Source organism: Bradyrhizobium sp. HKCCYLRH2015 (genome assembly GCF_051168215.1).
Lineage (GTDB): Bacteria > Pseudomonadota > Alphaproteobacteria > Rhizobiales > Xanthobacteraceae > Bradyrhizobium.
In genome coordinates this window covers 255,040-278,642 of the sequence record NZ_JBNPUO010000009.1, presented here as the reverse complement: position 1 = coordinate 278,642, position 23,603 = coordinate 255,040, and the positions used below count along the sequence as shown (strand labels likewise).

Annotated in this window: 24 protein-coding genes; 14 read left to right on the top strand and 10 right to left on the bottom strand. The window is 66.4% G+C overall.

From position 1 onward, the window contains the following. Positions 1 to 56 precede the first annotated feature (56 nt). From ACQR1H_RS24345 to ACQR1H_RS24335, 3 genes are all read left to right on the top strand, one after another. A complete protein-coding gene (locus ACQR1H_RS24345) occupies positions 57 to 1,001 on the top strand; it encodes an ABC transporter substrate-binding protein (protein WP_315803422.1) in 945 nt (314 codons plus the stop codon). A gap of 251 nt (positions 1,002 to 1,252) precedes the next feature. Further along, a complete protein-coding gene (locus ACQR1H_RS24340) occupies positions 1,253 to 2,026 on the top strand; it encodes an ABC transporter permease (RefSeq protein WP_315803502.1) in 774 nt (257 codons plus the stop codon). Continuing rightward, positions 2,023 to 2,808 (top strand): ABC transporter ATP-binding protein, encoded by a 786-nt coding sequence (locus tag ACQR1H_RS24335; RefSeq protein ID WP_434887207.1) that lies wholly within the window; start codon positions 2,023 to 2,025, stop codon positions 2,806 to 2,808. The genes ACQR1H_RS24340 and ACQR1H_RS24335 overlap by 4 nt, the downstream gene beginning before the upstream one ends. A gap of 316 nt (positions 2,809 to 3,124) precedes the next feature. Here ACQR1H_RS24335 and ACQR1H_RS24330 read toward each other — a convergent pair whose 3' ends face one another. Together ACQR1H_RS24330 and ACQR1H_RS24325 are read right to left on the bottom strand one after the other, a co-directional pair. Then, positions 3,125 to 3,391 carry a hypothetical protein gene (locus ACQR1H_RS24330; protein ID WP_315803420.1) on the bottom strand — a complete coding sequence of 89 codons (267 nt, stop codon included), beginning with the start codon at positions 3,389 to 3,391 and terminating at the stop codon, positions 3,125 to 3,127. Positions 3,392 to 3,402: 11 nt separating this feature from the next. Continuing rightward, positions 3,403 to 4,164: a DUF899 domain-containing protein gene (locus tag ACQR1H_RS24325; protein WP_434908298.1), complete on the bottom strand. Its 762-nt coding sequence runs from the start codon at positions 4,162 to 4,164 to the stop codon at positions 3,403 to 3,405. Positions 4,165 to 4,251: 87 nt separating this feature from the next. On the opposite strand from ACQR1H_RS24325, the gene ACQR1H_RS24320 reads away from it, so the two are divergent. Both ACQR1H_RS24320 and ACQR1H_RS24315 read left to right on the top strand, forming a co-directional pair. Further along, positions 4,252 to 5,472 (top strand): helix-turn-helix domain-containing protein, encoded by a 1,221-nt coding sequence (locus ACQR1H_RS24320; RefSeq protein WP_434908297.1) that lies wholly within the window; start codon positions 4,252 to 4,254, stop codon positions 5,470 to 5,472. A 32-nt stretch (positions 5,473 to 5,504) separates the two neighbouring features. Then, positions 5,505 to 6,149 carry a Vgb family protein gene (locus ACQR1H_RS24315; protein WP_434908296.1) on the top strand — a complete coding sequence of 215 codons (645 nt, stop codon included), beginning with the start codon at positions 5,505 to 5,507 and terminating at the stop codon, positions 6,147 to 6,149. A gap of 30 nt (positions 6,150 to 6,179) precedes the next feature. Here the strand turns inward: ACQR1H_RS24315 and ACQR1H_RS24310 are convergent, their stop codons facing one another. After that, a complete protein-coding gene (locus ACQR1H_RS24310) occupies positions 6,180 to 7,319 on the bottom strand; it encodes a hypothetical protein (RefSeq protein ID WP_316237543.1) in 1,140 nt (379 codons plus the stop codon). Between the two features lie 215 nt (positions 7,320 to 7,534). Between ACQR1H_RS24310 and ACQR1H_RS24305 the strand changes: the two genes are divergently transcribed. The 6 genes from ACQR1H_RS24305 to ACQR1H_RS24280 are packed head-to-tail and all read left to right on the top strand — an operon-like array spanning position 7,535 to position 13,794. Then, positions 7,535 to 8,356 carry a sugar phosphate isomerase/epimerase family protein gene (locus tag ACQR1H_RS24305; protein ID WP_434908295.1) on the top strand — a complete coding sequence of 274 codons (822 nt, stop codon included), beginning with the start codon at positions 7,535 to 7,537 and terminating at the stop codon, positions 8,354 to 8,356. Positions 8,357 to 8,405: 49 nt separating this feature from the next. Next, positions 8,406 to 10,043 (top strand): ABC transporter substrate-binding protein, encoded by a 1,638-nt coding sequence (locus ACQR1H_RS24300; protein ID WP_434908294.1) that lies wholly within the window; start codon positions 8,406 to 8,408, stop codon positions 10,041 to 10,043. Between the two features lie 4 nt (positions 10,044 to 10,047). Next, positions 10,048 to 11,022 carry an ABC transporter ATP-binding protein gene (locus ACQR1H_RS24295; protein WP_434908293.1) on the top strand — a complete coding sequence of 325 codons (975 nt, stop codon included), beginning with the start codon at positions 10,048 to 10,050 and terminating at the stop codon, positions 11,020 to 11,022. Then, on the top strand, positions 11,019 to 12,011 hold the full coding sequence (locus tag ACQR1H_RS24290) for an ABC transporter ATP-binding protein (protein WP_316237544.1): 993 nt from the start codon (positions 11,019 to 11,021) through the stop codon (positions 12,009 to 12,011). The genes ACQR1H_RS24295 and ACQR1H_RS24290 overlap by 4 nt, the downstream gene beginning before the upstream one ends. After that, positions 12,011 to 12,940, top strand: a complete 930-nt coding sequence (locus ACQR1H_RS24285) for an ABC transporter permease (protein WP_316217428.1) — start codon at positions 12,011 to 12,013, stop codon at positions 12,938 to 12,940. The genes ACQR1H_RS24290 and ACQR1H_RS24285 overlap by 1 nt, the downstream gene beginning before the upstream one ends. After that, positions 12,937 to 13,794 (top strand): ABC transporter permease, encoded by an 858-nt coding sequence (locus ACQR1H_RS24280; RefSeq protein ID WP_315803410.1) that lies wholly within the window; start codon positions 12,937 to 12,939, stop codon positions 13,792 to 13,794. Before ACQR1H_RS24285 ends, ACQR1H_RS24280 begins: the two co-directional genes overlap by 4 nt. 6 nt (positions 13,795 to 13,800) lie before the next feature. Here the strand turns inward: ACQR1H_RS24280 and ACQR1H_RS24275 are convergent, their stop codons facing one another. Further along, positions 13,801 to 13,968, bottom strand: a complete 168-nt coding sequence (locus tag ACQR1H_RS24275) for a hypothetical protein (protein WP_315803409.1) — start codon at positions 13,966 to 13,968, stop codon at positions 13,801 to 13,803. Positions 13,969 to 14,077: 109 nt separating this feature from the next. Then, positions 14,078 to 14,971, bottom strand: coding sequence for an NAD(P)/FAD-dependent oxidoreductase (locus ACQR1H_RS24270; RefSeq protein WP_316237545.1), 894 nt, complete (start codon positions 14,969 to 14,971; stop codon positions 14,078 to 14,080). A 225-nt stretch (positions 14,972 to 15,196) separates the two neighbouring features. On the opposite strand from ACQR1H_RS24270, the gene ACQR1H_RS24265 reads away from it, so the two are divergent. Beyond that, positions 15,197 to 15,358, top strand: a complete 162-nt coding sequence (locus ACQR1H_RS24265; protein WP_315714266.1) for a hypothetical protein — start codon at positions 15,197 to 15,199, stop codon at positions 15,356 to 15,358. A gap of 288 nt (positions 15,359 to 15,646) precedes the next feature. Here the strand turns inward: ACQR1H_RS24265 and ACQR1H_RS24260 are convergent, their stop codons facing one another. The 5 genes from ACQR1H_RS24260 to ACQR1H_RS24240 are packed head-to-tail and all read right to left on the bottom strand — an operon-like array spanning position 15,647 to position 21,050. Beyond that, positions 15,647 to 17,134 (bottom strand): ABC transporter substrate-binding protein, encoded by a 1,488-nt coding sequence (locus ACQR1H_RS24260; protein ID WP_316237546.1) that lies wholly within the window; start codon positions 17,132 to 17,134, stop codon positions 15,647 to 15,649. A 34-nt stretch (positions 17,135 to 17,168) separates the two neighbouring features. Continuing rightward, entirely contained in the window at positions 17,169 to 18,203 is a 1,035-nt protein-coding gene (locus ACQR1H_RS24255; RefSeq protein WP_434908349.1) for an ABC transporter ATP-binding protein, read from the bottom strand. 14 nt (positions 18,204 to 18,217) lie between these two features. Continuing rightward, on the bottom strand, positions 18,218 to 19,228 hold the full coding sequence (locus ACQR1H_RS24250) for an ABC transporter ATP-binding protein (RefSeq protein WP_316237547.1): 1,011 nt from the start codon (positions 19,226 to 19,228) through the stop codon (positions 18,218 to 18,220). Beyond that, complete coding sequence (locus ACQR1H_RS24245) at positions 19,225 to 20,091, bottom strand: ABC transporter permease (RefSeq protein ID WP_315803405.1); 867 nt, start codon at positions 20,089 to 20,091, stop codon at positions 19,225 to 19,227. Before ACQR1H_RS24245 ends, ACQR1H_RS24250 begins: the two co-directional genes overlap by 4 nt. An 8-nt stretch (positions 20,092 to 20,099) precedes the next feature. After that, the gene (locus tag ACQR1H_RS24240; protein ID WP_315803404.1) at positions 20,100 to 21,050 is read right to left on the bottom strand and encodes an ABC transporter permease; all 951 of its coding nucleotides are present in this window, start codon (positions 21,048 to 21,050) and stop codon (positions 20,100 to 20,102) included. Positions 21,051 to 21,262: 212 nt separating this feature from the next. On the opposite strand from ACQR1H_RS24240, the gene ACQR1H_RS24235 reads away from it, so the two are divergent. After that, a complete protein-coding gene (locus ACQR1H_RS24235) occupies positions 21,263 to 22,615 on the top strand; it encodes a GH1 family beta-glucosidase (RefSeq protein ID WP_315803500.1) in 1,353 nt (450 codons plus the stop codon). Positions 22,616 to 22,617: 2 nt separating this feature from the next. After that, complete coding sequence (gene glk, locus ACQR1H_RS24230; protein ID WP_316217435.1) at positions 22,618 to 23,598, top strand: glucokinase; 981 nt, start codon at positions 22,618 to 22,620, stop codon at positions 23,596 to 23,598. Positions 23,599 to 23,603: the final 5 nt, after the last annotated feature.

Below are 23,603 nucleotides of genomic sequence, written 5' to 3'. Positions count from 1 at the left end.
CCATCACGGCTGCGAGCCGCACGACAAGCTTCCTCTCACAGCAAAGGACGATGACGATGCGCAGACTAGGGCTTCTCGCAGTAACGGCCGCGCTCCTGGCCTCGACGACCGCCTACGCCGACGACGTCAAGGTCGGCGTCGGCATTTCCGGCTGGACCGGTTTCGCGCCGCTGACGCTGGCGAAGGAGGCCGGCATCTTCAAGAAGAACGGGCTCGACGTCACCATCAAGAAGATCCCGCAGAAGGATCGCCACCTCGCCATTGCCGCCGGCGACGTGCAGTGCGCGGCGACGACGGTCGAGACCTGGATCTCCTGGAACGCCAACGGGGTCGCCACCAAGCAGATCTTCCAGCTCGACAAGAGCTACGGCGCCGACGGCATGGCCGTACGCAACGACATCGCCTCGATCAAGGACCTGAAGGGCAAGACGGTGGCAGCATCGGCGCCGGGCACCTCGCCCTATTTCGGGCTGGCCTGGATGCTCAAGAAGAACGGCCTGAGCATCAAGGACGTCACCGTCGTCAACATGGAGCCGGGCCCGGCCGCGCAGGCTTTCGTCGCCGGCCAGAACGACGCCGCGATGACCTACGAGCCGTATCTCTCGACGGTCCGCGCCGCCCCCGACAAGGGCAAGATCATCGCCACCACGCTCGACTATCCGATGGTGATGGACACGTTCGGCTGCACGCCGAAATTCCTGTCCGAGAACCCGAAGGCCGCCAAGGCGCTCGCCGACAGCTATTTCGAGGCGCTCGACATGATCGCCAAGGACCAGACCAAGGCCTATGAGATCATGGGCGCCGATGTGAAGCAGACGGCCGATCAGTTCGGCAATTCCGCCAAATATCTGCGCTGGCAGGACAAGGCTGCGAGCCAGAAGTTCTTCGAGACCGAGTTCAAGACCTTCAACAAGGACGCGGCCGAGCTCCTGCTCGAGGTCGGCATCATCAAGCAGATCCCGAAGATCGAGGATCTCTATGATGCGAGCTTCATCAAGTAGAAGCGCGATCTGGGTGACTTCGTCATTGCGAGCGAAGCGACGTGTCCGCCGAAGCTCGTAGAGCGAAGGCGGAAGCAATCCTGGGCCCAGGGTGAGACCCTGGATTGCTTCGTCGCTTCGCTCCTCGCAATGACGAGCTTGATGCATCGTGCGCAGCATTGGCGCCGCCCCCTGAGCCCACTCATTCGAGGTCACCATCCGCAGCCCGCGTCACCTCGCGGGCCGCATCCAACCCGAAAGCCCGATCCGTGATCCGTCCTCTCGATCCCGTCAGCGCCCGGTCCAGAACAGCGCTCGGCCTCGCCTTTTTCGTCGTGTTCGTCGCGGCGTGGGCGTTGGCGACGTTCGGCGGCTACGTGCCGAAGACCTTCCTGGCCGATCCCTTGACCATGCTGCACGAGGGCTGGGATCTGCTGGTCAAGTTCGGCTTCCTCTACGATATCGGCATGACGGTCTGGCGCGTCGTCGGCGGCTTCGTGCTAGCGGCCGTGATCGCCATTCCGCTGGGCCTGCTCATGGGCGCCTACAAGCCGGTCGAGGCGTTCCTGGAGCCGTTCGTCTCGTTCGCCCGCTATCTGCCGGCATCGGCCTTCATTCCGCTGCTGATCCTGTGGGCCGGCATCGGCGAACTGCAGAAGCTGCTGATCATCTTCATCGGCTCGGTGTTCCAGATCATCCTGATGATCACGGTGACCGTCGGCAACACGCGGCGCGATCTCGTCGAAGCCGCCTATACGCTCGGTGCCAGCGATCGCGGCATCATCGGCCGGGTGCTGCTGCCGTCAGCGGCCCCTGAGATCGCCGAGATCCTGCGGCTCGTGCTGGGCTGGGCCTGGACCTACGTCATCGTCGCCGAGCTGATCGGCTCGTCCTCCGGCATCGGCCACATGATCACCGACAGCCAGGCGCTGCTCAACACCGGGCAGATCATCTTCGGCATCATCGTCATCGGCCTGATCGGGCTGATCTCGGACTTCCTATTCAAGGCGTTCAACGCCTGGCTGTTCCCGTGGAAGCTGGCATGACCACGCTCGTCATCGACAACGTCACGCGCATCTTCCCGGCCCGCCAGAGACATGCGCCGACGCGCGCGCTGGAGCCGGTCGAACTCACGATCGGCAACAACGACTTCGTCACGATCCTGGGGCCCTCCGGCTGCGGCAAGTCGACCTTGCTGCGCATCGTCGCCGGGCTCGATCATCCGACCAGCGGCAAGGTGCTGCTCGATGGCCGTGAAGTGACAGGGCCCGGCGCCGATCGCGGCATGGTGTTCCAGTCCTACACGCTGTTTCCCTGGCTCACCGTGCGCGAAAACATCGCCTTTGGCCTGCGCGAACGCGGCGTGCCGGAGAGTGAACGCAACGCGATCGCCGACCGCTTCATCCAGCAGATCGGCCTCAAGGGTTTTGAGAACCACTGGCCCAAGCAGCTCTCCGGCGGCATGCAGCAGCGCTGCGCGATCGCCCGCGCGCTCGCCAATGATCCGAAGATCCTGCTGCTCGACGAGCCGTTCGGTGCGCTCGACAACCAGACGCGCGTGCTGATGCAGGAGATGCTGCTCGGCATCTGGGAGCGCGACCAGAAGACGGTGCTGTTCGTGACCCACGACATCGAGGAGGCGATCTTCCTTGGCAGCCGCGTGCTGGTGATGAGCGCGCGGCCCGGCCGCATCAAGGCCGACATCAAGATCGAGCTGCCGCATCCGCGCTCCTACAAGGTCAAGACCTCGCCGGAATTCGTAGCGCTCAAGGAGCGGCTGGTGGAAGAAATTCGCGCGGAAGCGCTGAAGGTGGCGGCGGAGGCGTGAGAAGTGGCCGCCAGCTAAGTGGCCTCGCTCAGCGCCGCCTCTGCGAGCGGGATCGCGGAGACAGACCCCCACCCAAGCGCGTTTGCCGCTCTGTCGTACATGCCCTCTCCCACAAGGGGAGGGCGCAGTAGTGGCCACCGCGCTTGAAGCGATCTCGAGCGACGCGTTCCAATTGGGGCCGCGGCAAGACTGCACAATGCAGTGCCCTCGCCCCTTGTGGGAGAGGGCATCGCCGGCTCATCCATACACTCGCTTGGGTGAGGGTCTCTCTCCGCAAGGACACTCTTAGCTGCATAGCTCACTGCTGCGTCGACGATCAGCTCACATCGCATCGATTCCTATGGAGGCTTCCTCCAATTCGCTTCAACCACGGCACCAGATGGAACGCGCTCATCAGGAGATACATCACGGTCATGTCGCCGAGCGGCGCACCCGCCGGCATGGCCGAGCAGATCACGTCTGATCGGCCGTCGCGGGCCATGGCGTTCAGCACCGCCATCAGCGCGAAGGTCGGCGCCGCAGCGTAGCGGAGACCATTGGCGATGTCGGGCATCACGCGCATCCTGGTCGGGAAGAACGCCATGGCTCTGCTCCTTAGCGTGTGCCGTATTCGTCGTGGCGCCGCCACCAGACGCCCTGCTCGTTGCGCCCCTTGGGCGCGCGATCGAGCCATTGATAGGCGCCCCAGAGGCCGTCGAGGCCGCGGGCATAGCTCGAATAGGTGTGATAGACGACACCATCCTCGAGGACGAAGGCGCTCATGCCCGGCCGGTCGCGCATGAAGGTCGCGCCGTCGGTCCCGGCGCCGGCGGCAATCTCCGCCACCATCGCCGGCACATCGGACGCCCCGAGCGGGGGACTGGTGCGATAATTGTACTCGCTGCCGCCCTGGCGCTGCTGCTCCTCGGTGATCGCGACGTTGAAGTCGAAATTGAAGTCGCTGCTCGCCGATGACGCCCAGGGGAAGCTCCAGCCCATGCGCGCCCTGTAGGCTTTCAGTTTCGCCAATGGTGCGCGCGACACCGCCCACAGCATCACGTCGTGATTGGCGAGATGGACCTGGAAGCCGTTGAAGCCATCGGCAATCATCGAGCACGACGGGCAGCCCGCCTGGAAGTCGGGGCCGAACATGAAGTGATAGACGAGCAGCTGCGAGCGGCCCTTGAATAGGTCTGGCAGCGTCGCCGGCCCGTCCTCGGTGTCGAAGCGATAGGCCTTGTCGACGCGCACCCATGGCAGGGCCTGGCGGCGTTCCGCCACCTCGTCGCTGCGGCGGGTGAGTTCCTTCTCGGCTTGCAGCAGGTCGAGCCGGGCCTTCAACCAATCTTCGCGCGTTCCGGTGATATGCATGGTCATGGTCGTCATCCTTTTTGCGTGTTGACCGCAGCTCAGACTAGGATCGGCAGGAGAGCGACCGGGAGTGACAAGTATGGCGGGATTTGCATGGACTCGCTGATCTCGGCGGCGGCGCAGGCGCTCGCCGCGGGCGATCCGCTCGGCGCATTGAACCGGGTCGCGTTGCGCGATGATCCCCCGGCGCTGGCGCTGCGCGGCATCGCGATGGCGCGGCTTGGCGATTTCGGGCGCGCGAAGGCGCTGCTCCGGCAGGCCGCGCGAAGCTTCGGTCCCAAGGCGGTTCTGGCCCGCGCCCGCTGCGCCGTCGCCGAGGCCGAGATCGCCCTTGCAGCGCGCGACCTCGGCTGGCCGACGAAGTCGCTCGCGGCGGCGCGCGAGACCCTGGAGCAGCACGGCGACCGCGCCAACGCTGCCTATGCGCGCAGCCTCGAGATCAGGCGCATGGTCCTGGTCGGGCACCTCGATGACGCCGAGCGTGGCCTCGCCGATCTCGATCCCTCGCCACTGCTGCCGGCGGCCCGCACGATCTACGAACTGATCGTGGCCGGACTGGCCCTGCGCCGGCTGCAAACGAAGACCGCGCGATCGGCGCTCGAACGCGCCGCGCGGTCGGCGCAGCAGGCCCGCATTCCCGAGCTCCGGGCGGAGATCGAGCGGGCCTCGTCGGCGCTGTCGGCACCGGCGGCGCGGATGATCCGGCGTGGCGAGGAACGCCTGCTGCAGCTCGACGACGTCGAGCGGCTGTTGCGGTCGGACCGGCTGATCATCGATGCCTGCCGCCTGGCGGTACGCCAGGCGAGCCAGATCGTGCCGCTGGCGCGGCGCCCGGTGCTGTTTGCACTCGCCCGGCGACTGGCCCAGGGAGCGCCCGACGACGTGCCGCGGGCCGAGCTGATCGCGCATGCGTTCCGCGGCAAGGAGGCCGACGAGTCGCACCGCGCGCGCCTGCGCGTCGAGATCGGACGGCTGCGCCAGTTGCTCCAAGGCCCCGCCGAGATCCATGCCACGCGCGACGGCTTCGCCCTGGTGCCGTGTGACGATCGCGAGGTCGTCGTGCTGGCGCAGCCGATCGAGGACGACAACGCCACCGTGCTCGCCTGCCTTGCCGATGGCGAGGCCTGGTCGAGCTCCGGCCTCGCGCTGGCGCTGGGCGCAAGCCAGCGAACGGTGCAGCGTGCCCTCGACGAACTCGCATCGTCTGGGAAGGTGCAGTCGTTCGGCCGCGGCCGCGCGCAACGCTGGACCTGTCCGGTCGTGCCGGAATTCGCGACGGCGTTGTTACTCCCCGCGTGGTCGTCGCTCGACTAGCGTGGGTCCATCGGAAGCAGAGGATGGCAGACATGACACGAGCAGCCGCGGAGATCACTCGCGAGTACGGCCCCTTCGACGGCGCCGAGCGCGTCAACGGCGTCAGCTATGACGGCCGGCAGGTGTGGATCGCGACCGGCAGCAGCATCAAGGCGTTCGATCCCGCCGACGGCACGGTGCGGACGTCCATCGATCTCCCCTCTCACGCCGGCACGGCGTTCGATGGCCGGCATCTCTATCAGATTGCGGAAGATCGCATTCACAAGGTCGATCCCGACAATGGCCGCGTGCTCGCGACCATCCCGGCGCCCTCGGGCGGCGGCGATTCCGGGCTCGCCTGGGCCGAGGGATCGCTCTGGGTCGGCGCCTATCGCGATCGCAAGATCCACCAGATCGACCCTGCGACCGGAAAGATCCTGCGCAGCATTCCGTGCACGCGCTTCGTCACCGGCGTCACCTGGGTCGACGGCGAGCTCTGGCACGGCACCTGGGAGGACGACGTCAGCGACATCAGGCGCATCGATCCCGCCACCGGCGAGGTGCTCGACCAGCTCGACATGCCCGCCGGCACCGGCGTCTCCGGCATGGAATCCGACGGCGAAGAGACCCTGTATTGCGGCGGCGGCGACAGCGGCAAGGTGCGCGCGATCAGGCGGCCGAAGCGGGCGCGAGGGTGAGCCGCTGACGGCTCCGCGACAGGAAGTGGCCTACTTGCCGATCGAGGTGTAGGCCGCCTTGCGGAAATTGGCGTTGGCCTCCTCGCGCGTCTGCAGCTGCTGGCCACCGCCGCCACCGACCGGCCTGGTGGGCGTGACCACCGAGAACAGCACGAAGCCGCCGGCCTTGCGCGGGAAGATGAAGTATTCGGCGATATCCGATTTCTCGCTGTCCTCGCAGGAGGACATGCCGCGGAACACCACGGCGCTGTCGACCAGCTCGCTGTTGCGCGCCGAGATGAACTTGCCCTTGCAGTCGCGCGCGTCGTTGCCGATGATCGTGGCAGCGACTTCCAGGCCGTCGACATTGCGCTGTGGCGGCACGATCCGAACGAAGCCGGTGGCGTTGTCCGCCTTCCAGGCGACCCCGCCCGATGTCAGCCACACCGGCCGCTCGCCTCCGCCCAGAATGGCCGGATGCGACAGCGAGGCCTTGAGGATGAAGTTGGAGGCGATCTGCATCGCTTCCAACTGCAGCTCGGGAGAATCCTCCGCGGCACGTGACGGCTGCGTGCTAGCGGTTGCGGCGGGCGCGGCGCCGGCAGGAGCTGCCTGACGCTGCGCCGAGTGAGCACCGGGCTGCACCGTGAAATTCGTCGCTGCCGCCAATCCGCCGGCATTGATCATGCGCACGCAATTCGCCAGCGACGGCAGCAGCACCGACGTGCCGTTCAGATCGAACTGGAACAGGTTGCCCTGCGCGAAGGCCGACATCGTCCGAGCCGCCCTGAACGATTTGATCAGGCTGGAGTCGTTCGGCATCGGCACGACGACCATGTTGGCCGACCACACCGAGCCCTCGACATTGTAGGAATTGCGCCCGTCGAAGCTGAGCACGATGGGAAACTTCTGCCCCTGCGAGAGCGACCAGCCAGGATGGATGAAGGCGAGAGCCCAGTTGTAGGTCGGCAGCGCGAGAACGCCGAAATTGATGCCGCTCTTGTAGCTGGCGGATGCGATGCAGCTCGAGAACTTCCCGGTGTTGTCGTCGGTGTAGGCGCCGCCCGACCAACCGGCCACGGAGACGGAGCCGTAGGGCCCCTTCGCATGCGCAGTCTCGTTCAACGCAGATATCGCCGTCAGCGCCAGAAGTGAAAGTACCGTTCCAAGGATCGCCCGCCGCACCGTCATCCCAATTCCCCGTTTTCGCCGCATTGTTGCAATTCCCGCGGCTACGTCAAGTAGCAGCGACGAATGCGCGACTACCCCAGGGATTGATCTGCTGACCGGCTTCGTGCAGGCGCAGGCACAACATGTCGCGGTCGTCCTCCACAGCCCTTCATGGGAGCGTCATCGAACTCCGCTAGCGCTTGCCGGGTCTCACGCAGGCCAAAGGTTTCCTCGACATGACCACCACGCTGCCGGTGCTCGGCGCCGCCCTCTCCGTCAAGTCCATTCCCGCGCATCGCGACTGGCTGCTCGAACGCCAGCGCGATATCGAAATCCAGGACTTCTTCCGGGCGGATCTTCTCGACAGCGACTGGCGCAGCACCGCCAACGAGATCAAGTCGATGCTGTCGGGCCACACCGGCCGGCTCGGCATCCACGGCCCGTTCTGGGGCTTCAAGATCGACAGCCATGATCCGATGATCCGCCGCGCCGTCACCAAGCGCCTGCTGCAGGGGCTCGAGGTCGCCGAGTTCCTCGGCGCCACGCAGATGGTGATCCACTCGCCCTATACGACCTGGGACTACAACAACATCGACATGCTGCCGGACAACCGCGAGGCGCTGATCGAGCGTGTCAGGGCGACGCTCTCCGATGTGATCGCTTCCGCCGAACAGGCCAATTGCGAGCTGGTGATCGAGAACATCGAGGACAAGGATCCGCTCGATCGCGTGGGCCTGGCGAAGGCGCTGGGCAGCAGCAAGGTGCGCGTCTCGCTCGACACCGGCCATGCCAACTACGCGCATCATTCGACGGGCGCACCGCCGGTCGACTACTACGTCGACGCCGCCGGCGACATGCTGACCCACGTGCATCTCCAGGACACTGATGGCTATGCCGACCGCCACTGGGCGCCCGGTGAAGGCAACATCCGCTGGGTGGCGGTGTTTCGCGCGCTGGCCCGCCTCACCTCCAATCCGCGCCTGATCCTCGAGCTGCGCAACCACGATCATGTCAAGGCCGGCGCGGCGTATCTCGCCTCGCTCGAGCTGGCTCAGTAAGCCACCACGTTCGCGCTTTCAGACGACCTCAGACCACAGAGAGATTGCCATGACCAAGCTCACCCGCCGCGGCCTGCTCGGCGCCGGCGCCGCGATCGGCGGCAGCTTCATCCTGCCGCACGTGTCGATCGCGCAAGCCGACAACCGTCCCTCGGTCACCATCGCCGTACAGAAGGTGACCAACTCGAACGTGCTCGACGTGCTGCGCGAGCAGTCCAATGTCGGCGAGCGCGTGTTCTACTCGTCGCTGTGGGAAAGCCTGATCTCGAAGAACTTCCGCGGCAATCTCGAAGCCGTCCCCGGCCTTGCGACCGAGTGGAAGCGCATCGACGACCAGACCGTCGAGCTGAAGCTGCGCCAGGGCGTCAAGTTCCACAATGGCGACGAGATGACGTCCGAGGACGTCGTGTTCTCGTTCAGCCGCGAGCGCATGTTCGGCGACAGCGAAGCCAAGAGCCGCACCACCATCAAGGCGTTCGAGAAGATCCCGACGCCGCGCCCCGGCAAGGAGCTGCCGCCGGACGTGATCGGTGTGGCGCGCCGGATGTGGCCGGACCTCGTCCGCGTCGACGCCGTCGACAAATACACCGTGCGCTTCGTCAACGCGACGCCCGATGTGACCATCGAGGGCCGCCTGATGCGCTACGGCTCCGACATCATGAGCCGGCGCGGCTGGGAGGAGGCTGCGAGCTATCTCGACTGGGCGCGCAAGCCGATCACGACCGGTCCCTACAAGATCGTCGAGTTCAAGCCCGACGTGTCGCTGACGCTCGAGGCTCATGACGAATATTGGGGCGGCCGACCGCCGCTGAAGCGCATCCGGTTCCTGGAAGTGCCGGAGGTCGCGAGCCGCATCAACGGCCTGCTGTCCGGCGAATACCAGTTCGCCTGCGACATCCCGCCGGACCAGATCGCCGGCATCGAGAAGAACGCGGCGTTCGAGGTCCAGGGCGGCACCATCCTCAATCACCGTCTCACCGTGTTCGACAAGAACCATCCGCAGCTCGCCAATCCCCTGGTGCGCCGCGCCTTCACCCATGCGATCGATCGCCAGGCCATCGTCGACAGCCTGTGGGCCGGCCGCACGCAGGTGCCGAAGGGCCTGCAATGGGAGTTCTACGGCGACATGTTCATGGCCGACTGGAGCGTGCCGGCGTTCGATCCGAAGCTGGCGCAGGACCTGCTCAAGCAGGCCGGCTACAAGGGTGACCCGATCCCCTATCGCCTGCTCAACAACTACTACACCAACCAGGTCGCGACCGCGCAGGTGCTGGTCGAGATGTGGCAGGCGGTCGGCCTCAACGTTCAGATCGAGACCAAGGAGAACTGGTCGCAGATCCTGGAGCGCGGCCCGACCCGCGCGGTGCGCGACTGGTCGAACTCGGCCGCCTTCAACGATCCGGTGTCGTCGCTGGTCGCCCAGCACGGCCCCAACGGCCAGCAGCAGCAGGTCGGCGAATGGAGCAACGACGAGCTCAACCGGCTGTCGGAGTTCCTGGAAACCTCGACCGATCGCGAGGCGCGCAAGAAGGCGTTCCGCCGCATGCTGGAGATCGCCGAGCGCGAGGACCCCGCCTATACGGTGCTGCACCAGAACGCGACCTTCACCGCCAAGCCGAAGTCGATCAAATGGAAGGCCTCGCCGGCCTTCGCGATGGACTTCCGCACCGGCAACTACGGAGCGTGACGCCGTGGCGCCGCTGGTCAGCATCTCCGGCCTGAAGGTCGCCTTCGACGGCACGCCTGTGCTGCACGGCATCGATCTCGACATCGGCAAGGGCGAGGCCATCGGCCTCGTCGGCGAGTCCGGATCCGGCAAGTCGGTGACGTGGCTCGCGGCGCTGGGTCTCCTGCCCGGCAAAGCGCAAGTATCAGGCTCGGCCAGGCTCGAAGGCCGCGAGCTGCTCGGCGCCGACGGCAAGGTGCTCGACCAGGTGCGCGGCCGCCGCATCGCGATGATCTTCCAGGATCCCGTCAGCGCGCTCAATCCGGTGCTCACGATCCGGCGCCAGCTGTGTGAAAGCCTGGCGCTGCATCGCGGCCTGCGCGGCGAGGCCGCGCGCATCGAGGCGCTGAGGCTGCTCGATCTCGTCGGCATCCCCGATGCTGTCAGGCGGCTGTCGGCCTATCCGCACGAATTCTCCGGCGGCCAGGTCCAGCGCATCATGATCGCGATGGCGCTCGCCGGCCAGCCCGACCTCCTGATCGCCGACGAGCCGACCACTGCGCTCGACGCCACCATCCAGGCGCAGATCCTCGATCTGCTGTCGGCCATCCGGCGCGAGTTCAACATGGCGATGGTCCTGATCAGCCACGACCTCGGCGTCGTCGCCGAGAATTGCGACCGCGTCTGCGTGATGTATGCCGGCCGCATCGTCGAGCGCGCACCCGCCACGCGGCTGTTCGACGATCCCTGGCATCCCTATGCGCAGGGCCTGATCGGCGCGCTGCCGCCGCTCGATGGCATCAGGCGGCGGCTGCAGGCGATCCCCGGCACGGTGCCTGATCCGCGCGCGCTGCCGAGCGGCTGCGCCTTCGCGCCGCGCTGCACGTTTGCCGGCGACGGCTGCCACGCCGGCGTGCCGCCGCTGGCGCCGGTGGAGCCAGACCGCGCGGTGGCCTGCCTGCGGCCGCAGCGCCTGCCGGTGGAGCTCGCCGCCGAATGACAGCGCCGCTGGTCGAGGTCTCCGGGATCTCGCGCACCTATCGGATGCGGTCCGGCCTGTTCGGGCGTCCCGCATCCGTCCACGCCGTCGATGGCCTGAGCTTCTCCATCCAGAAGGGCGAGACACTCGGCATTGTCGGCGAATCCGGCTCCGGCAAGTCCACCACCGGCCGCATGGTGCTCGGGCTCGAGCCGCCTGACCGCGGCAGCGTGCGCTTCGACGGCGCGCCGATCGCTGCCCCCGGCTCGGCGGCGTGGCGCGCCCAGCGCGCGCGCATGCAGATGATCTTCCAGGATCCGCTCGGCGCGCTCGATCGACGACTTCCCGTGGCCTTGCAGATCCGCGAGCCGCTCGATATCCACGACATCGGCACCAAAGCCGAGCGCGACGCGCGCGTGCGTGAGTTGCTCCAGGCGGTCGATCTCAACGACAGCCACGGCGCCCGCTATCCCGGCGCCCTGTCCGGCGGTCAGCGTCAGCGCATCGTGCTCGCCCGCGCGCTGGCGACCAAGCCCGACTTCCTCGTCTGCGACGAGCCGGTCAGCGCGCTCGACGTTTCGATCCAGGCGCAGGTCGTGAACCTGCTGGTCGACCTGCAGGCCCAGCTCGGATTGACGATGCTGTTCATCAGCCATGACCTGCGCGTCATCAGGCAGATCAGCAGCAAGGTGGCGGTGATGTATCTCGGCCGCATCGTCGAGTATGGCGACGCCGACGATCTGTTCGCGCGGCCTCAGCACCCCTACACGCAGGCGCTGGTATCAGCCTCCCCTGCTCCGGGACGCCGCAGCACCAACCGCATCGTGCTGACGGGCGACCCGCCCAATCCGGCGGCGCGTCCCGCCGGCTGCGCCTTCCATCCGCGCTGCAGCCACGCGACCGCCCGCTGCGCCCACGAGGTGCCCGTGCTCACCGCGCTGGATCAGCAGCGCCAGGTGGCCTGTCATCTCGTCTCGGGGCAGCAATCGCAGACCCAGGACGCCGCGTGATGCTGCGCTATTTCGCCATCCGCCTGGCGCGTGCGCTGCTGACGATCGCGCTCGTCGTTACCTTTGCCTTCATCGTGCTCCGGCTGTCGGGCGATCCCGCGCTGATGATCATGGGGCCCGAAGCGCCGCCCGAGGTCATCGAAGCGTTCCGCAAGGCCTGGGGCCTCGATCATCCGATCTGGATGCAATATCTCGACTACTTCAGGGCGATCGGCCAGGGTGAGCTCGGCCGCTCGATGCGTGATGGCCGGCCCGCGATCCAGCTCGTCATCGAGCGCATCCCCGCGACCCTGGCGCTGACCGCCCCGGCGTTCCTGTTGAAAGTGCTGCTTGGCATTCCCGCTGGCGTCTACGCCGCGCTGCATCGGGGATCGGCGATCGACCGCGCCGTGATGATCACGGCGGTCGCGGGCTTCACGGTGCCGAGCTTCGTGCTGGCGCTGATCCTCGTGCTGATCTTCGCGGTGCAGCTCGGCTGGCTGCCCTCGGGCGGACAGGACTCGTGGCGTCATGCCATCCTGCCGATCGTGACGCTCGGCTTCGGCGGCGCCGCGGTGCTGGCGCGGTTCACGCGTAGCGCCATGCTGGAAATCCTCGGTCAGCCCTACATCAGAACGGCGTCGGCCAAGGGCGTGCCGTGGCGCCGGGTGATCACGAATCACGCGCTGCCCAACGCGGCGATCCCCACCGTCACCATTCTCGGCTTCATGGTCGGCAGCCTGATCGCAGGCGCTGTCGTGGTCGAGAGCGTGTTCTCCTGGCCCGGCGTCGGCCGTCTGCTGGTCGTCGCCGTCGCCAACCGCGACCTCGCGGTCGTGCAATGCATCCTGCTGCTGGTGGCGATGACGATGGTCACGTCGAACCTGATCGTCGATTTCCTTTACGGCCTGCTCGATCCGCGGCTGCGCAGCAAGGGAGCAGAGGCATGACCGACCTTGCATTGAAATCGCCCGCCGCGCGGCGGCCGCGCTGGCCGAATATTCCCGTCTCCGTGACCATCGCCGTCGGCTGGATCGTCGCGATGCTGTTGCTGGCGATCTTCGCCGATCAGCTCGCGCCATACGGCTTCACCAAGTTCGATCTGCGCAATCGCCTGTCCTTGCCCGGCAACCCGGCGCATTGGCTCGGCACCGACGAGCTCGGCCGTGACGTGCTGTCACGGCTGATCGTCTCGATCCGGATCTCGCTGCTGATTGCATTCGGCGCCACCGCGATCTCCGCCATCGCCGGCACCACGCTCGGCTTTCTCGCCGCGCATTTCCGCGGCCTCGTCGAGCAGGCGGTCCTGATGCTGGCGGACTTCCAGGCCAGCATGCCGTTCCTGATCCTGGCGCTCGCCGTGCTCGCCTTCTTCGGCAATTCGCTGCCGTTGCTGATTGGATTGATGGGCCTGTTCGGCTGGGAACGCTACGCACGCATCGCGCGCGGGCTCGCCATCTCCGCCAATGCGCAAGGCTACGCCGCCGCCGTGCGCCAGCTCGGCGCGACGCCGCAGCGGGTCTATCTCAGGCACATCCTGCCGAACATCGCCTCGACTCTGATCGTGTCGATGACGCTGGTGTTTCCGGAAGTCATCCTGCTGGAGTCCGGCCTGTCCTTTCTCGGGCTCGGCGTGCAGCCGCCGATGACGAGCCTCGGCAACATGGTCGGCTATGGTCGCGAGTATCTGACGCGCGCGCCGTGGATCATGCTGGCGCCAGCGGTCACGATCGTTGTGACGACGCTCGCCGTGTCCGTCATCGGCGACTGGCTGCGCGACCGGCTCGACCCGACGCTGCAATAGCTATGGTCAACGGCTAGCGTCGTGACGAGCCGCGGCACCATGCTCGCAGACGATCATGGCATGCCCCGCCTGCTCGCCCGCCAGCGCCATCCATTTCGACGCCTGCTGCAACCACTGATCGCGGCGGGCCGGATCGCGTTCGGCCTCCTCGCGACAACTCAATGCCGCAGTCATGCATGCCGATCTTCTGTCCATAAGATCATGGTCCGACACATCAACGCAAACGGCACTCACATGGGATATCGCGATTTCAGGTTGTGATCAATTCCACGCCGCCTTGCCGCTATGGTTCCGCATGGCGCATCGGCAATGAATGATGCGCGTGACAGGCGGCGACCGCGGCATGGCCGAACGCTACCGCGATCTGATGCAGGTCGGTGACGACGTCGCCGATGCCATAGAGTCCTGCGACGCCGCAGCGCTGCTTGGCATCGACCTCGAGAAAGCCCTCAGTCGTATGCCGCGCGCCGAGCCGGATGGCGAGGTCGGAGCGGACATCGGCCCCCATCGCAGGATACACGATCTCGAACCGCGCGCGGCTGCCATCGACGAACGACGCTTCGAGCGCACCGTCCCGGCGCTGCAACGCATGAAGCTGCGGCGTCACCCGAACGCCGGCGGCGGCAAGCTCCTGCCGCTTGGCCGCATCCTGCGCATCATCGATCGGGATCAAGGTGACGTCCGAACTGTAGACGCGCATGAACAGCGCCTTGCCGGCGGCATCGGCGAGCTCGCCCACGATCGCAATCTTGTGGCCGATGGTTTCGAAGCCGTCGCAGACGGGACAATAGCGCAGCTCGCCGTCACCGACCGCCGCTCGCCAATCGGCCAACGGCGGCTGCTTGTCGACAATCCCCGTTGCGAGGATGACGCGCTTTGCGGTGACCGTTCCGCGCTCATGAGTCGCAACGAGATCTGCATCGCGCGTGTCGAGAGCGCTCACCGTGCTCCGGATGATCGGAACGTGAAGTTCTTCGACCTGCCGCTGCATCCGTACGAGCAGCTCGCTTCCAGGCATGCCGTTCGGAAAACCCGGCAGGTTATGGCTCCGGGGAATCAGCGCCGCCCGCGACGCGCCGCTGTCGACGATCACGACCCGGCGCCGGAACCGTGCGAGGTAGATCGCGGCCATCAGGCCTGCGGGACCGCCGCCGATGATAAGTACTTCGGTGTGCATTGTCGCTCTCGTTCAACTAACGGAACCAAATGTCGGGAGGCGGAACGGTTCCTGATCCTCTTGTCAACTGGCGGAGACGCCGGAACAAGAATGGAACCATTCACGGCCATCGAGTGTTAACTTATGTCGCTGCCGCGGCGGAAAAGCCGTGCAAACTTGGCAGCGAGGGGGATTTGTTGCGAGGGCGCGTGGATGCGATTTGTAAATTCGACCGATGAAAGCTTGATGGCGTACTACGAAAGTGTCCGAAAGCAGGTGGCCGCCGACAGCCGGATCGGGGGCCCCTACCGCCTGATCGGTGATCGGGCCAAGCAGTATGCGCAGGAGCTCCAGGCCGAGATGCGGCGGCGGCAGTTGCGCTTCACGCCGATCGATTGGCCGAACTGATTTGGACAAGGATCGTGTGGCTCATCGAAGCCACCAGACAATCATTTGCGAAAGCACGGTGGCTGCTATTGCGCCCTCTCCCCTTTTGGGAGAGACAAGTAGGAAAGAGCGGCAAACGCGGTTGGGTGAGGGGTCTCTCGCCACGAGAGCCGTACTCGGAGCAATACCGCTAGCAATACCCCTCACCCCACCGCGCACGCGGATAGGCCGGCGATGCCCTCTCCCACAAGGGGAGAGGGCGCTGTATCGTGCAGCTTCACTGCGGTGTTATACGAAGAGCGGCAGCAATCATTCCCACGACCAGCTCGAGAAATCATTCTCGAACTGCGGCACGTCCTTCCAGACCCCCTTGAGCTTCTTGTTGATGATCGTGATCCACTGCGGCTGGAACAGGAAACCCGCAGCGGCATCGGTCGCCAGCATGCGCTGGGCGTCGCCGAGCAGCTTGGCACGTCCGGTCTCATCAGGGGTATCGACGATCTTCTGATAGAGCTTGTCGAAGGCCTCGGACTGATAGCCGAAATAGTAGTTCTTCTCGGTGAACTTCACGAGATCGAACGGCTCGACATGCGAGACGATGGTCAGGTCGAAATCATGCGGCCCGTTGAACACTTGTGACAGCCACGCTGCCCATTCGAGGTTCTCGATCTTGGCGACGATGCCGACCTTAGCCAACTGAGCCGCAAGCACCTCGCCGCCCTGGCGCGCATAGGCCGGCGGCGGCAGCCGCAGCGACAATTGCAGCGGCGTGGTCACGCCGGCTTCGGCGAGCAGCTTCTTGGCCTTCTCCGGGTCGTAAGGATTGATGTCGGTGGTGTCGACATAGCCGAGCGAGCCCGGCACGTAGAAGCTGCCGATCGGCGTCCCCAGACCGTCGACGGCGCCTTCGATCATCGCCTTGCGATCGATCGCAGCAAGGATCGCGCGGCGGACGCGGACGTCGTCGAGCGGCTTCTTCTTGTTGTTGATGGTGACGATGGTCTTCGCCTTGGAGCCCCCGATCAGCACGGTGAAGCGCGGGTCGGACTTGAACTGGGGCAAGGTGCGCGCCGTTGTGCCGCGCGGGAAGGCGTCCACGTCGCCGGACAGCAGCGCCGCGACCTGCGCCGCCGGATCGGAGATGAAGCGTATCGTCACCTTGGACAGCTTCACGGCTGCGGCGTTGCGATACTCGGGCCATTTGTTCAAGGTCAGCGATGAGCCCTTGGCCCAGGCGCCCAGCGTGTAAGGCCCGGTGCCGACCGGCTGCGTCGCGTTGGTCGGTGCGCTCTTCGGCTCGACGATCGATGCGGTGGCCTGTCCGAGCAGGAACGGCAGGTTGGGCTCAGAATATTTCAGCTTGACGACGATGGTCTCGGCGTCGGGAGCCGTCACGGACTCCATCGCCTGGAACAGCGCCTTGTCCTTGTTGGTGCTGTTGGCGGCGCCGGCGCGCTCGAACGAGAACTTCACCGCGGCGGAGTCGAACGCCTCGCCGTTCTGGAATTTCACACCCTTGGCGAGCTTGAAGGTGTAGCTCTTCAGATCGGACGAGGCCTGCCAGCTCGAGGCCAGCAGCGGCGAAACCGAGCCGTCCTCGTTGATCTTGGTCAGCGTCTCATAGACGTTGTAGAGCGTCACCTCGGCGATGGCCGCCGCGGCCGCGCTGGTCGGATCGAGCCCCGGCGGCTCCAAGGTCATGCCGACGACGACGCTGTCCTTCTTGTTCTGCGCGAGAGCCGGCGCTGCGGCCGCAACGAGCGCGGCCAAGACGATGATCGATAGTCTTTTCAACATTGTTTGTTTCTCCCTGAGGAAACCAAATTACGCGTCAAAGCGGCTTCGAGACAAGTGGCTGCTGTTCCGTTGCGACGAGCGCCGGCAGCGTCATCACGCTTTCCGCTTTATGGCAGGCGGCCGAATGCGCTCCCGTGAGCGTTCGCAATGCGGGGGCCGTCGTGCGGCACTGCGCATCGGCGAGCGGACAGCGCGGCGCATAGGCACACCCGGCGGCTCCCGATGACTGCGAGGCGATCGCAACGTCCGTACGCCGGCGCCTGACAGCGCCAGCCTGCGCGCGAGGCACGGCGTCGAGCAACGCGCGCGTATAAGGATGCGCGCATTGGCCGAACAGGTCCTCCGGCCGCCCGCGCTCGACGATGCGGCCGAGATACATCACCGCGACCTCGTCGCAGAGATAGTCGACGACCGCGAGGTCATGGCTGATCAGCACGTAGCTGAGGCCGTACTGCTCCTGCAGGTCCTGCATCAGGTTGAGCACCTGCGCCTGCACCGACACGTCCAGCGCGCTGACTGGCTCGTCGGCGACGATCAGCCTGGGCTGGGTGATCAACGCCCGCGCGATCGCGATGCGCTGGCGCTGGCCGCCGGAAAACTCGTGCGGATATTTGTCCATGTCGGCATCGCGCAATCCGACCTGCCGCAGCACCGTGGCCACGCGCGTGCGCAGGACTTCGCGATCAGGAGACTCCAGAGCGGTCAGCGGCTCGGCGACGATGCGCGCAATGGTCTGGCGCGGATCGAGCGATCCGTACGGGTCTTGGAACACCATCTGGAATTCGCGGCGGGCGCGCCGCAACTCATCCGCCGAAAGGCGGTGGAGGTCGCGTCCGGCCATCAGCACCGATCCCGATGACGGCTTCTCCAGCGCCATGATCAGCCGCGCCAAGGTCGATTTGCCGGAGCCGGACTCACCGACGATGCCGAGACTCCTGCCCGCCATCAAAAACAGCGACACGCCGTTCAACGCGAGCACCTCGCCGGGCGGCCGCAGCAGACTCTCGCGCGGCAGCGCATAGCGCTGCACGAGATCCGTGACCTCGAGCAGCGGCGTCTCGGCCGACATCTGCGCGGCGGTGCTCAAGCGACCACTCCCACCGGGTCACGCGCGAGCGCGGCATCGGCGCGGATGCAGCGGACGCCGTGCCCGGCGCCGATCTCGCCCAGAGACGGCAGCGCGGTGCGGCAGGCGTCGATCACCAGCCCACAGCGATCTGCGAACGGACAACCGGCCGGCAGATCGGCCAGCTCCGGCACCGTGCCGGCAATGGTCGAGAGGCGCGTGCCCTTGCGGGCCCCGAGCCGCGGCCGCGCCCTGAACAGGCCCTGCGTGTAGGGATGACCCATGCGCGAGAACACCGCGTCCGTGGTGCCGCTCTCGACCACCGTGCCGCCATACATCACGATCATGCGCTGCACGTTCTCGGCGATCACGCCGAGATCATGCGAGATCAGGATCATTGCCATGCCGCGCTCGGCGACCAGATCGGCGATGAGATCGAGGATCTGGCGCTGGATGGTGACGTCGAGCGCGGTGGTCGGCTCGTCGGCAATCAGCACGTCGGGCTTGCAGGCAAGCGCCATCGCGATCGTGATGCGCTGGCGCTGGCCGCCGGAGAACTGGTGCGGATAGGCGTCGTAGCGTCGGGCGGGGTCCGGCAGACCGACGCGGTCGAGCAGCGCGATCGCCTGGCGCTTCGCCTCGGTCGTCGTGCAGCCGGTATGCCGCAGCAGCGGCTCGGCCACCTGATGGCCGATCGTGTGCATCGGGTTGAGCGCGGTCATCGGCTCCTGAAAGATCATGCTGATGCGGTTGCCGCGCAGCGTGCAATAATCGGCATCACCGAGACCGACCAGCTCTCGGCCATCAAGCTTGATGCTGCCGCTAACGACGGCGCTGTCGGGCAGAAGCCCAAGCAGAGCGAGCGCGGTGATCGACTTGCCGCAGCCGGACTCGCCGACGATGCCGAGCGTCTCGCCGCGCCGGAGCGCGAAGGAGACCTCGCGCACAGCTTGCGCCGAGCCGCGGCTGGTATTGAGCCGAATGCCGAGACCCGACACATCGAGCAGAGGCTGATCGCTCGCCATCATCGCTGCCTCGCCAGCCGTGGGTCGAGCAGATCGCGCAAGCCGTCGCCGAGCAGGTTGAGGCCGAGCACCGCGAGCGCGATGGCGGCGCCCGGATACACGGCGAGGCTCGGCGACTGGAACAGCAATGTCTGCGCATCGTTCAGCATCCGTCCCCAGGACGGCTGCGGCGGCTGGGTGCCCAAGCCGAGATAGGAGAGCGCCGCCTCAGCCAGGATCGCCAGGGCGAACTGGATCGTCGCCTGCACGATCAGGATCGACAGGATGTTCGGCAGCACGTGCTCGATGGTGATGCGGAAGCGGCCCTTGCCGGCGGCGCGCGCCGCCAGGATGAACTCGCGCGCCCAGATCGCGCCGGCCTGGCCGCGGGTGACGCGCACGAACACCGGGATCTGGAAGATGCCGATCGCGGCGATCGACGTCGCCATGCCCGGCCCGATCACCGCCGCCAGCATGATCGCCGACAGCACCGCGGGAAAGGCGAAGGTGAAGTCGCTGAAGCGCATGATCAACTCCTCGGTCCAGCCGCGCCGGGCGGCCGCGATCAGGCCAAGGCAGACGCCGCAGGTGAGACCGATGCCGACGGCGATGATGCCGACCAGAATGGTCGCCCGCGCACCCACCAGCAACAACGAGACGATGTCGCGGCCGAGCACGTCGGTGCCCAGCCAATGCGCTGCTGATGGCGGCCGCAATTTGGATGCGACGTCGATCTCATAGGCCGACCATGGCGTCCATACCAGCGACAGCAGTGCGGCGCCAAGCACCAGCAGACAGAGCAGCGCGCCGACCGTGAAGCTGCGATGGCGCAGCGCGCGGCGCCAGAACGCATTGGACGCAGGCGCAGCGCCCGTTTGAACGACCACGGCAGAACTCACAACTCGTGCACCTTGATGCGCGGATCGATCACCGCATACAGCACATCGACCACGAAGTTGACGATGATGACCATCGCCGCCAGCAGCATCACGCAGTTGCGCACGACGATCAGGTCGCGGTTGGCGATCGACTGGAAGATGAGGCGCCCCAGGCCGGGCAGATAGAACACGTTCTCGATCACGATGGTGCCGGCGAGCAGATTGGCGAATTGCAGCCCCATCACGGTGAGCACCGGGATCATCGCGTTGCGCAGCACGTGCTGCCACAGCACCTCGCGCTTGGTCAGGCCCTTGGCGCGCGCGGTGCGCACGAAATCCTCGCGCAGCACGTCGAGCACGGCCGAGCGCGTCACCCGCGCCAGGATCGCGGCCTGCACCACGGCCAGCGCCACAGCCGGCAACAGCAGCGCGCGCAGGCCCGGCCAGATGCCGTCCTCCCAGCCGGGGAAGCCGCCGGCCGACAGCCATTGCAGCTTCACTGCAAACAACAGGATGAGGAGGATCGCGAACCAGAAGTTCGGCAAGGCGATGCCGATCTGGGTCAGCGACATCACGCCGACGTCGCCGAGGCGGTTGTGATTGGCGGCCGTGTAGATGCCGGCCGCGAGCGCCAGCACGGTCGTGAGTCCCATGGCCAGGATCGCGAGCGGAATGGTCATCGCCAGCCGCTCGCGGATCAGTTCGGCCACCGGCGTTCCATAGGCGTAGCTGTTGCCGAGATCGCCGGTCAGCAGGCCGCCGATCCAGTGCAGGTAGCGCCAGGCCAGCGGCTGATCCAGCCCGAGCTTGACGGTCAGCGCCCTCACCGCATCGGGCGAGGCATCCGCGCCCATCAGCATCTGGGCGGCGTTACCCGGGAGCGCGTCGAGCACCAGGAATATGATCAGCGACGCGCCGACGAGGGTCGCCAGCAGGGTCAGGAAGCGCCGCAGCAGAAAAACGCTCATTCGCGCCGGGACTCCAGTTTTCGGCGGCCGCACGTTCCACAGCTTTCGGCTCCGATGCAAGCCCGTTGCCTGCATGATTGCCATTGCCCGACGCAGGCACCTTCGCACACCGCACCGGCCGGGGTATCGCCCGCTTGATCCCGGTCAACGGCGGAGCGCCGGCGACCGCCATCATGCGGCTGATCGCAACAACGCAAGGGCCCATCTCGATCATGACCATCCGTCCGAGCTTTCTCTGGGGCGCCTCGACCTCGGCCTTCCAGATCGAGGGCGCAGCGCACCTCGACGGCCGCGCCGACAGCATCTGGGATGTCTATCTGCGCGCCCCCGGCCGGGTGAGCCACAACGACACCGCCGAGACCGCCTGCGATCACTATCATCGCTACGCTGCGGACGTAGCGCTGATGCGCGATCTCGGCCTCAATGCCTATCGGTTCTCGGTCGCCTGGCCGCGGCTGCTACCGCAGGGCCGCGGCGCGGCCAACGAAGCCGGTCTCGCCTTCTACGACCGCCTGATCGACGCCCTGCTTGCCGCTGAGATAGAGCCGTGGCTCTGTCTCTACCACTGGGACCTGCCGCAGGCGCTGGAGGCGCTCGGCGGCTGGCAGAACCGCGACATCGCCGGCTGGTTCGCCGACTATGCCGCGCTGGTCGCGCGGCGCTATGGCGACCGGGTCAAGCGCTTCGCGACCTTCAACGAGCCCTGCGTGTTCACCCTGTTCGGCTACGGCCTCGGCTGGCACGCGCCGGGGATCGCCGACGGCGCGGCCCTGCACAAGGCCATTCATCACGTCAATCTCGGCCATGGCCGCGCCGTCGACGTGCTGCGCAGGGACGTGGCCGGCGCCTCGATCGGCGCCATCCACAATCGGCAGCCCTGCTACCCTGCGAGCGACAGTGCGGAGGACGCCGCGGCCGCCTTGCGGCTCGCCGCCTATTGGAACGATGCCTTCCCGTTTCCGCAGGCTTTTGCCTGCTACCCGCCGGAGCTTCAGGAGGCCGTCGCACCCTATATCGCAGCCGGCGACATGGCGCAGATCGCTCGCCCCGTCGACTGGTTCGGCCTCAATCACTATTCGCCGCATTACGTCAAGGCGGGCAGCAACCTGATGGGCGCCAGCTTCGGACCGCCTCCCGCGGAAGTGCCGCGCAGCGCAATCGGCTGGCCTGTCGTGCCCGAGGCGTTCCGCGATACGCTCCTGGACATCCACAGCCGGTTCCGGCTTCCGATCTACGTCCTGGAGAACGGAACGGCGGCCAATGACACCATCGATGCATCCGGCTGCATCCAGGACGACGGCAGGATCGGCTATCTCAAGGCGTATACGACCGCGATGGAACAGGCGATCGCGGCGGGCGCCGACGTGCGCGGCTATTTCGTCTGGTCGCTGCTGGATAATTTTGAATGGGGGGCAGGCTATTCGCAGCGCTTCGGCATTGTCTATGTCGATCGCGCCACCCAGCGCCGCATTCCCAAGGCGTCGGCGCGGTGGTATTCGAACATGATTGCGGCTCACCGGGCATCCGACGATCCCGCCGGGCGGCACAACCGGGCGGAAGAGTGAGGATGAGCGAACGCGTTCTTCTGGGCGACATCGGCGGCACCAATGCGCGCTTCGCGCTGCTTGACGGCGGCACCATCGGCGAGGTTGCTCATCTCAAGGTCGCGGATTTTCCGACCATCGCTGACGCGATCACCGACTTCCTCTCGCGCCAAGCAACCGGCGGAGCGCCCAACGCGGCCGTGCTCGACGTCGCCGGCCCGATCGAACGCAATCGCGGCATGCTGACCAACTCGACCTGGGTGATCGACGGCGCCGAACTGGCGGAGCGGTTCAAGCTGCGCTCGGCCAAGCTCCTGAACGATTTCGAGGCGGTCGGCTGGTCGCTGCCAGCGCTACATCCCGACGACCTGTTTTCGCTTGGCGGAAGCGCCGCGGTCGACGGCGCGCCGATGCTGGTGATCGGCCCGGGCACTGGCTTCGGCGCCGCCTGCTATCTGCCGGGCGACGGCCACCCCATGGTTGCCGTGACCGAGGCCGGTCATGCCACGCTGCCGGCGACGACGGCGCGCGAGGCCACCGTGCTGGCGAAGATGCGCGAGCGCTTCGGCCATGTCTCGATCGAGCGCGCATTGTCCGGCATGGGCCTCGAGAATGTCTATCGAGCCGTCGCGGCGGTGGATGGCGTCGACGTGCCGCCGCGCGATGCCGCAGCGATTACCCACGCCGCGCTCGACGGCAGCTGCGCCACCAGCCGCGCGACGCTCGACATGTTCTGCGCCTGGCTCGGCGCTGTCGCCGGCAACCTCGCACTCACCTTCTGCGCCCGCGGCGGCGTCTACATCGCCGGCGGCATTCCGCCGCGGTTTCCGGACTACTTTGCCAGATCCGATTTCCGCCGGCAGTTCGAGAGCAAGGGGCGCTATGACAGCTATCTGCGTCCGATCCCGGTTCATCTCGTCACCAAGCCCGACATCAGCTTTCTCGGCCTCAAATCGTTCTTCGAGGCCGGCATCACCGCGAGCGGCGGCTCCCCGACGCACTGAGATCG

What these genes read in the sequence shown, in the direction of transcription:
- ACQR1H_RS24270 (WP_316237545.1), bottom strand. Translation starts at nt 14,971, where the DNA reads ATGCACACCGAAGTACTTATCATCGGCGGCGGTCCCGCAGGCCTGATG.
- ACQR1H_RS24335 (WP_434887207.1), top strand. Translation starts at nt 2,023, where the DNA reads ATGACCACGCTCGTCATCGACAACGTCACGCGCATCTTCCCGGCCCGC.
- ACQR1H_RS24250 (WP_316237547.1), bottom strand. Translation starts at nt 19,228, where the DNA reads ATGATGGCGAGCGATCAGCCTCTGCTCGATGTGTCGGGTCTCGGCATT.
- glk (WP_316217435.1), top strand. Translation starts at nt 22,618, where the DNA reads ATGAGCGAACGCGTTCTTCTGGGCGACATCGGCGGCACCAATGCGCGC.
- ACQR1H_RS24310 (WP_316237543.1), bottom strand. Translation starts at nt 7,319, where the DNA reads ATGACGGTGCGGCGGGCGATCCTTGGAACGGTACTTTCACTTCTGGCG.
- ACQR1H_RS24300 (WP_434908294.1), top strand. Translation starts at nt 8,406, where the DNA reads ATGACCAAGCTCACCCGCCGCGGCCTGCTCGGCGCCGGCGCCGCGATC.
- ACQR1H_RS24320 (WP_434908297.1), top strand. Translation starts at nt 4,252, where the DNA reads ATGGACTCGCTGATCTCGGCGGCGGCGCAGGCGCTCGCCGCGGGCGAT.
- ACQR1H_RS24330 (WP_315803420.1), bottom strand. Translation starts at nt 3,391, where the DNA reads ATGGCGTTCTTCCCGACCAGGATGCGCGTGATGCCCGACATCGCCAAT.
- ACQR1H_RS24315 (WP_434908296.1), top strand. Translation starts at nt 5,505, where the DNA reads ATGACACGAGCAGCCGCGGAGATCACTCGCGAGTACGGCCCCTTCGAC.
- ACQR1H_RS24285 (WP_316217428.1), top strand. Translation starts at nt 12,011, where the DNA reads ATGCTGCGCTATTTCGCCATCCGCCTGGCGCGTGCGCTGCTGACGATC.
- ACQR1H_RS24240 (WP_315803404.1), bottom strand. Translation starts at nt 21,050, where the DNA reads ATGAGCGTTTTTCTGCTGCGGCGCTTCCTGACCCTGCTGGCGACCCTC.
- ACQR1H_RS24255 (WP_434908349.1), bottom strand. Translation starts at nt 18,203, where the DNA reads ATGTCGGCCGAGACGCCGCTGCTCGAGGTCACGGATCTCGTGCAGCGC.
- ACQR1H_RS24305 (WP_434908295.1), top strand. Translation starts at nt 7,535, where the DNA reads ATGACCACCACGCTGCCGGTGCTCGGCGCCGCCCTCTCCGTCAAGTCC.
- ACQR1H_RS24325 (WP_434908298.1), bottom strand. Translation starts at nt 4,164, where the DNA reads ATGACCATGCATATCACCGGAACGCGCGAAGATTGGTTGAAGGCCCGG.
- ACQR1H_RS24345 (WP_315803422.1), top strand. Translation starts at nt 57, where the DNA reads ATGCGCAGACTAGGGCTTCTCGCAGTAACGGCCGCGCTCCTGGCCTCG.
- ACQR1H_RS24265 (WP_315714266.1), top strand. Translation starts at nt 15,197, where the DNA reads ATGGCGTACTACGAAAGTGTCCGAAAGCAGGTGGCCGCCGACAGCCGG.
- ACQR1H_RS24260 (WP_316237546.1), bottom strand. Translation starts at nt 17,134, where the DNA reads ATGTTGAAAAGACTATCGATCATCGTCTTGGCCGCGCTCGTTGCGGCC.
- ACQR1H_RS24290 (WP_316237544.1), top strand. Translation starts at nt 11,019, where the DNA reads ATGACAGCGCCGCTGGTCGAGGTCTCCGGGATCTCGCGCACCTATCGG.
- ACQR1H_RS24275 (WP_315803409.1), bottom strand. Translation starts at nt 13,968, where the DNA reads ATGACTGCGGCATTGAGTTGTCGCGAGGAGGCCGAACGCGATCCGGCC.
- ACQR1H_RS24280 (WP_315803410.1), top strand. Translation starts at nt 12,937, where the DNA reads ATGACCGACCTTGCATTGAAATCGCCCGCCGCGCGGCGGCCGCGCTGG.
- ACQR1H_RS24235 (WP_315803500.1), top strand. Translation starts at nt 21,263, where the DNA reads ATGACCATCCGTCCGAGCTTTCTCTGGGGCGCCTCGACCTCGGCCTTC.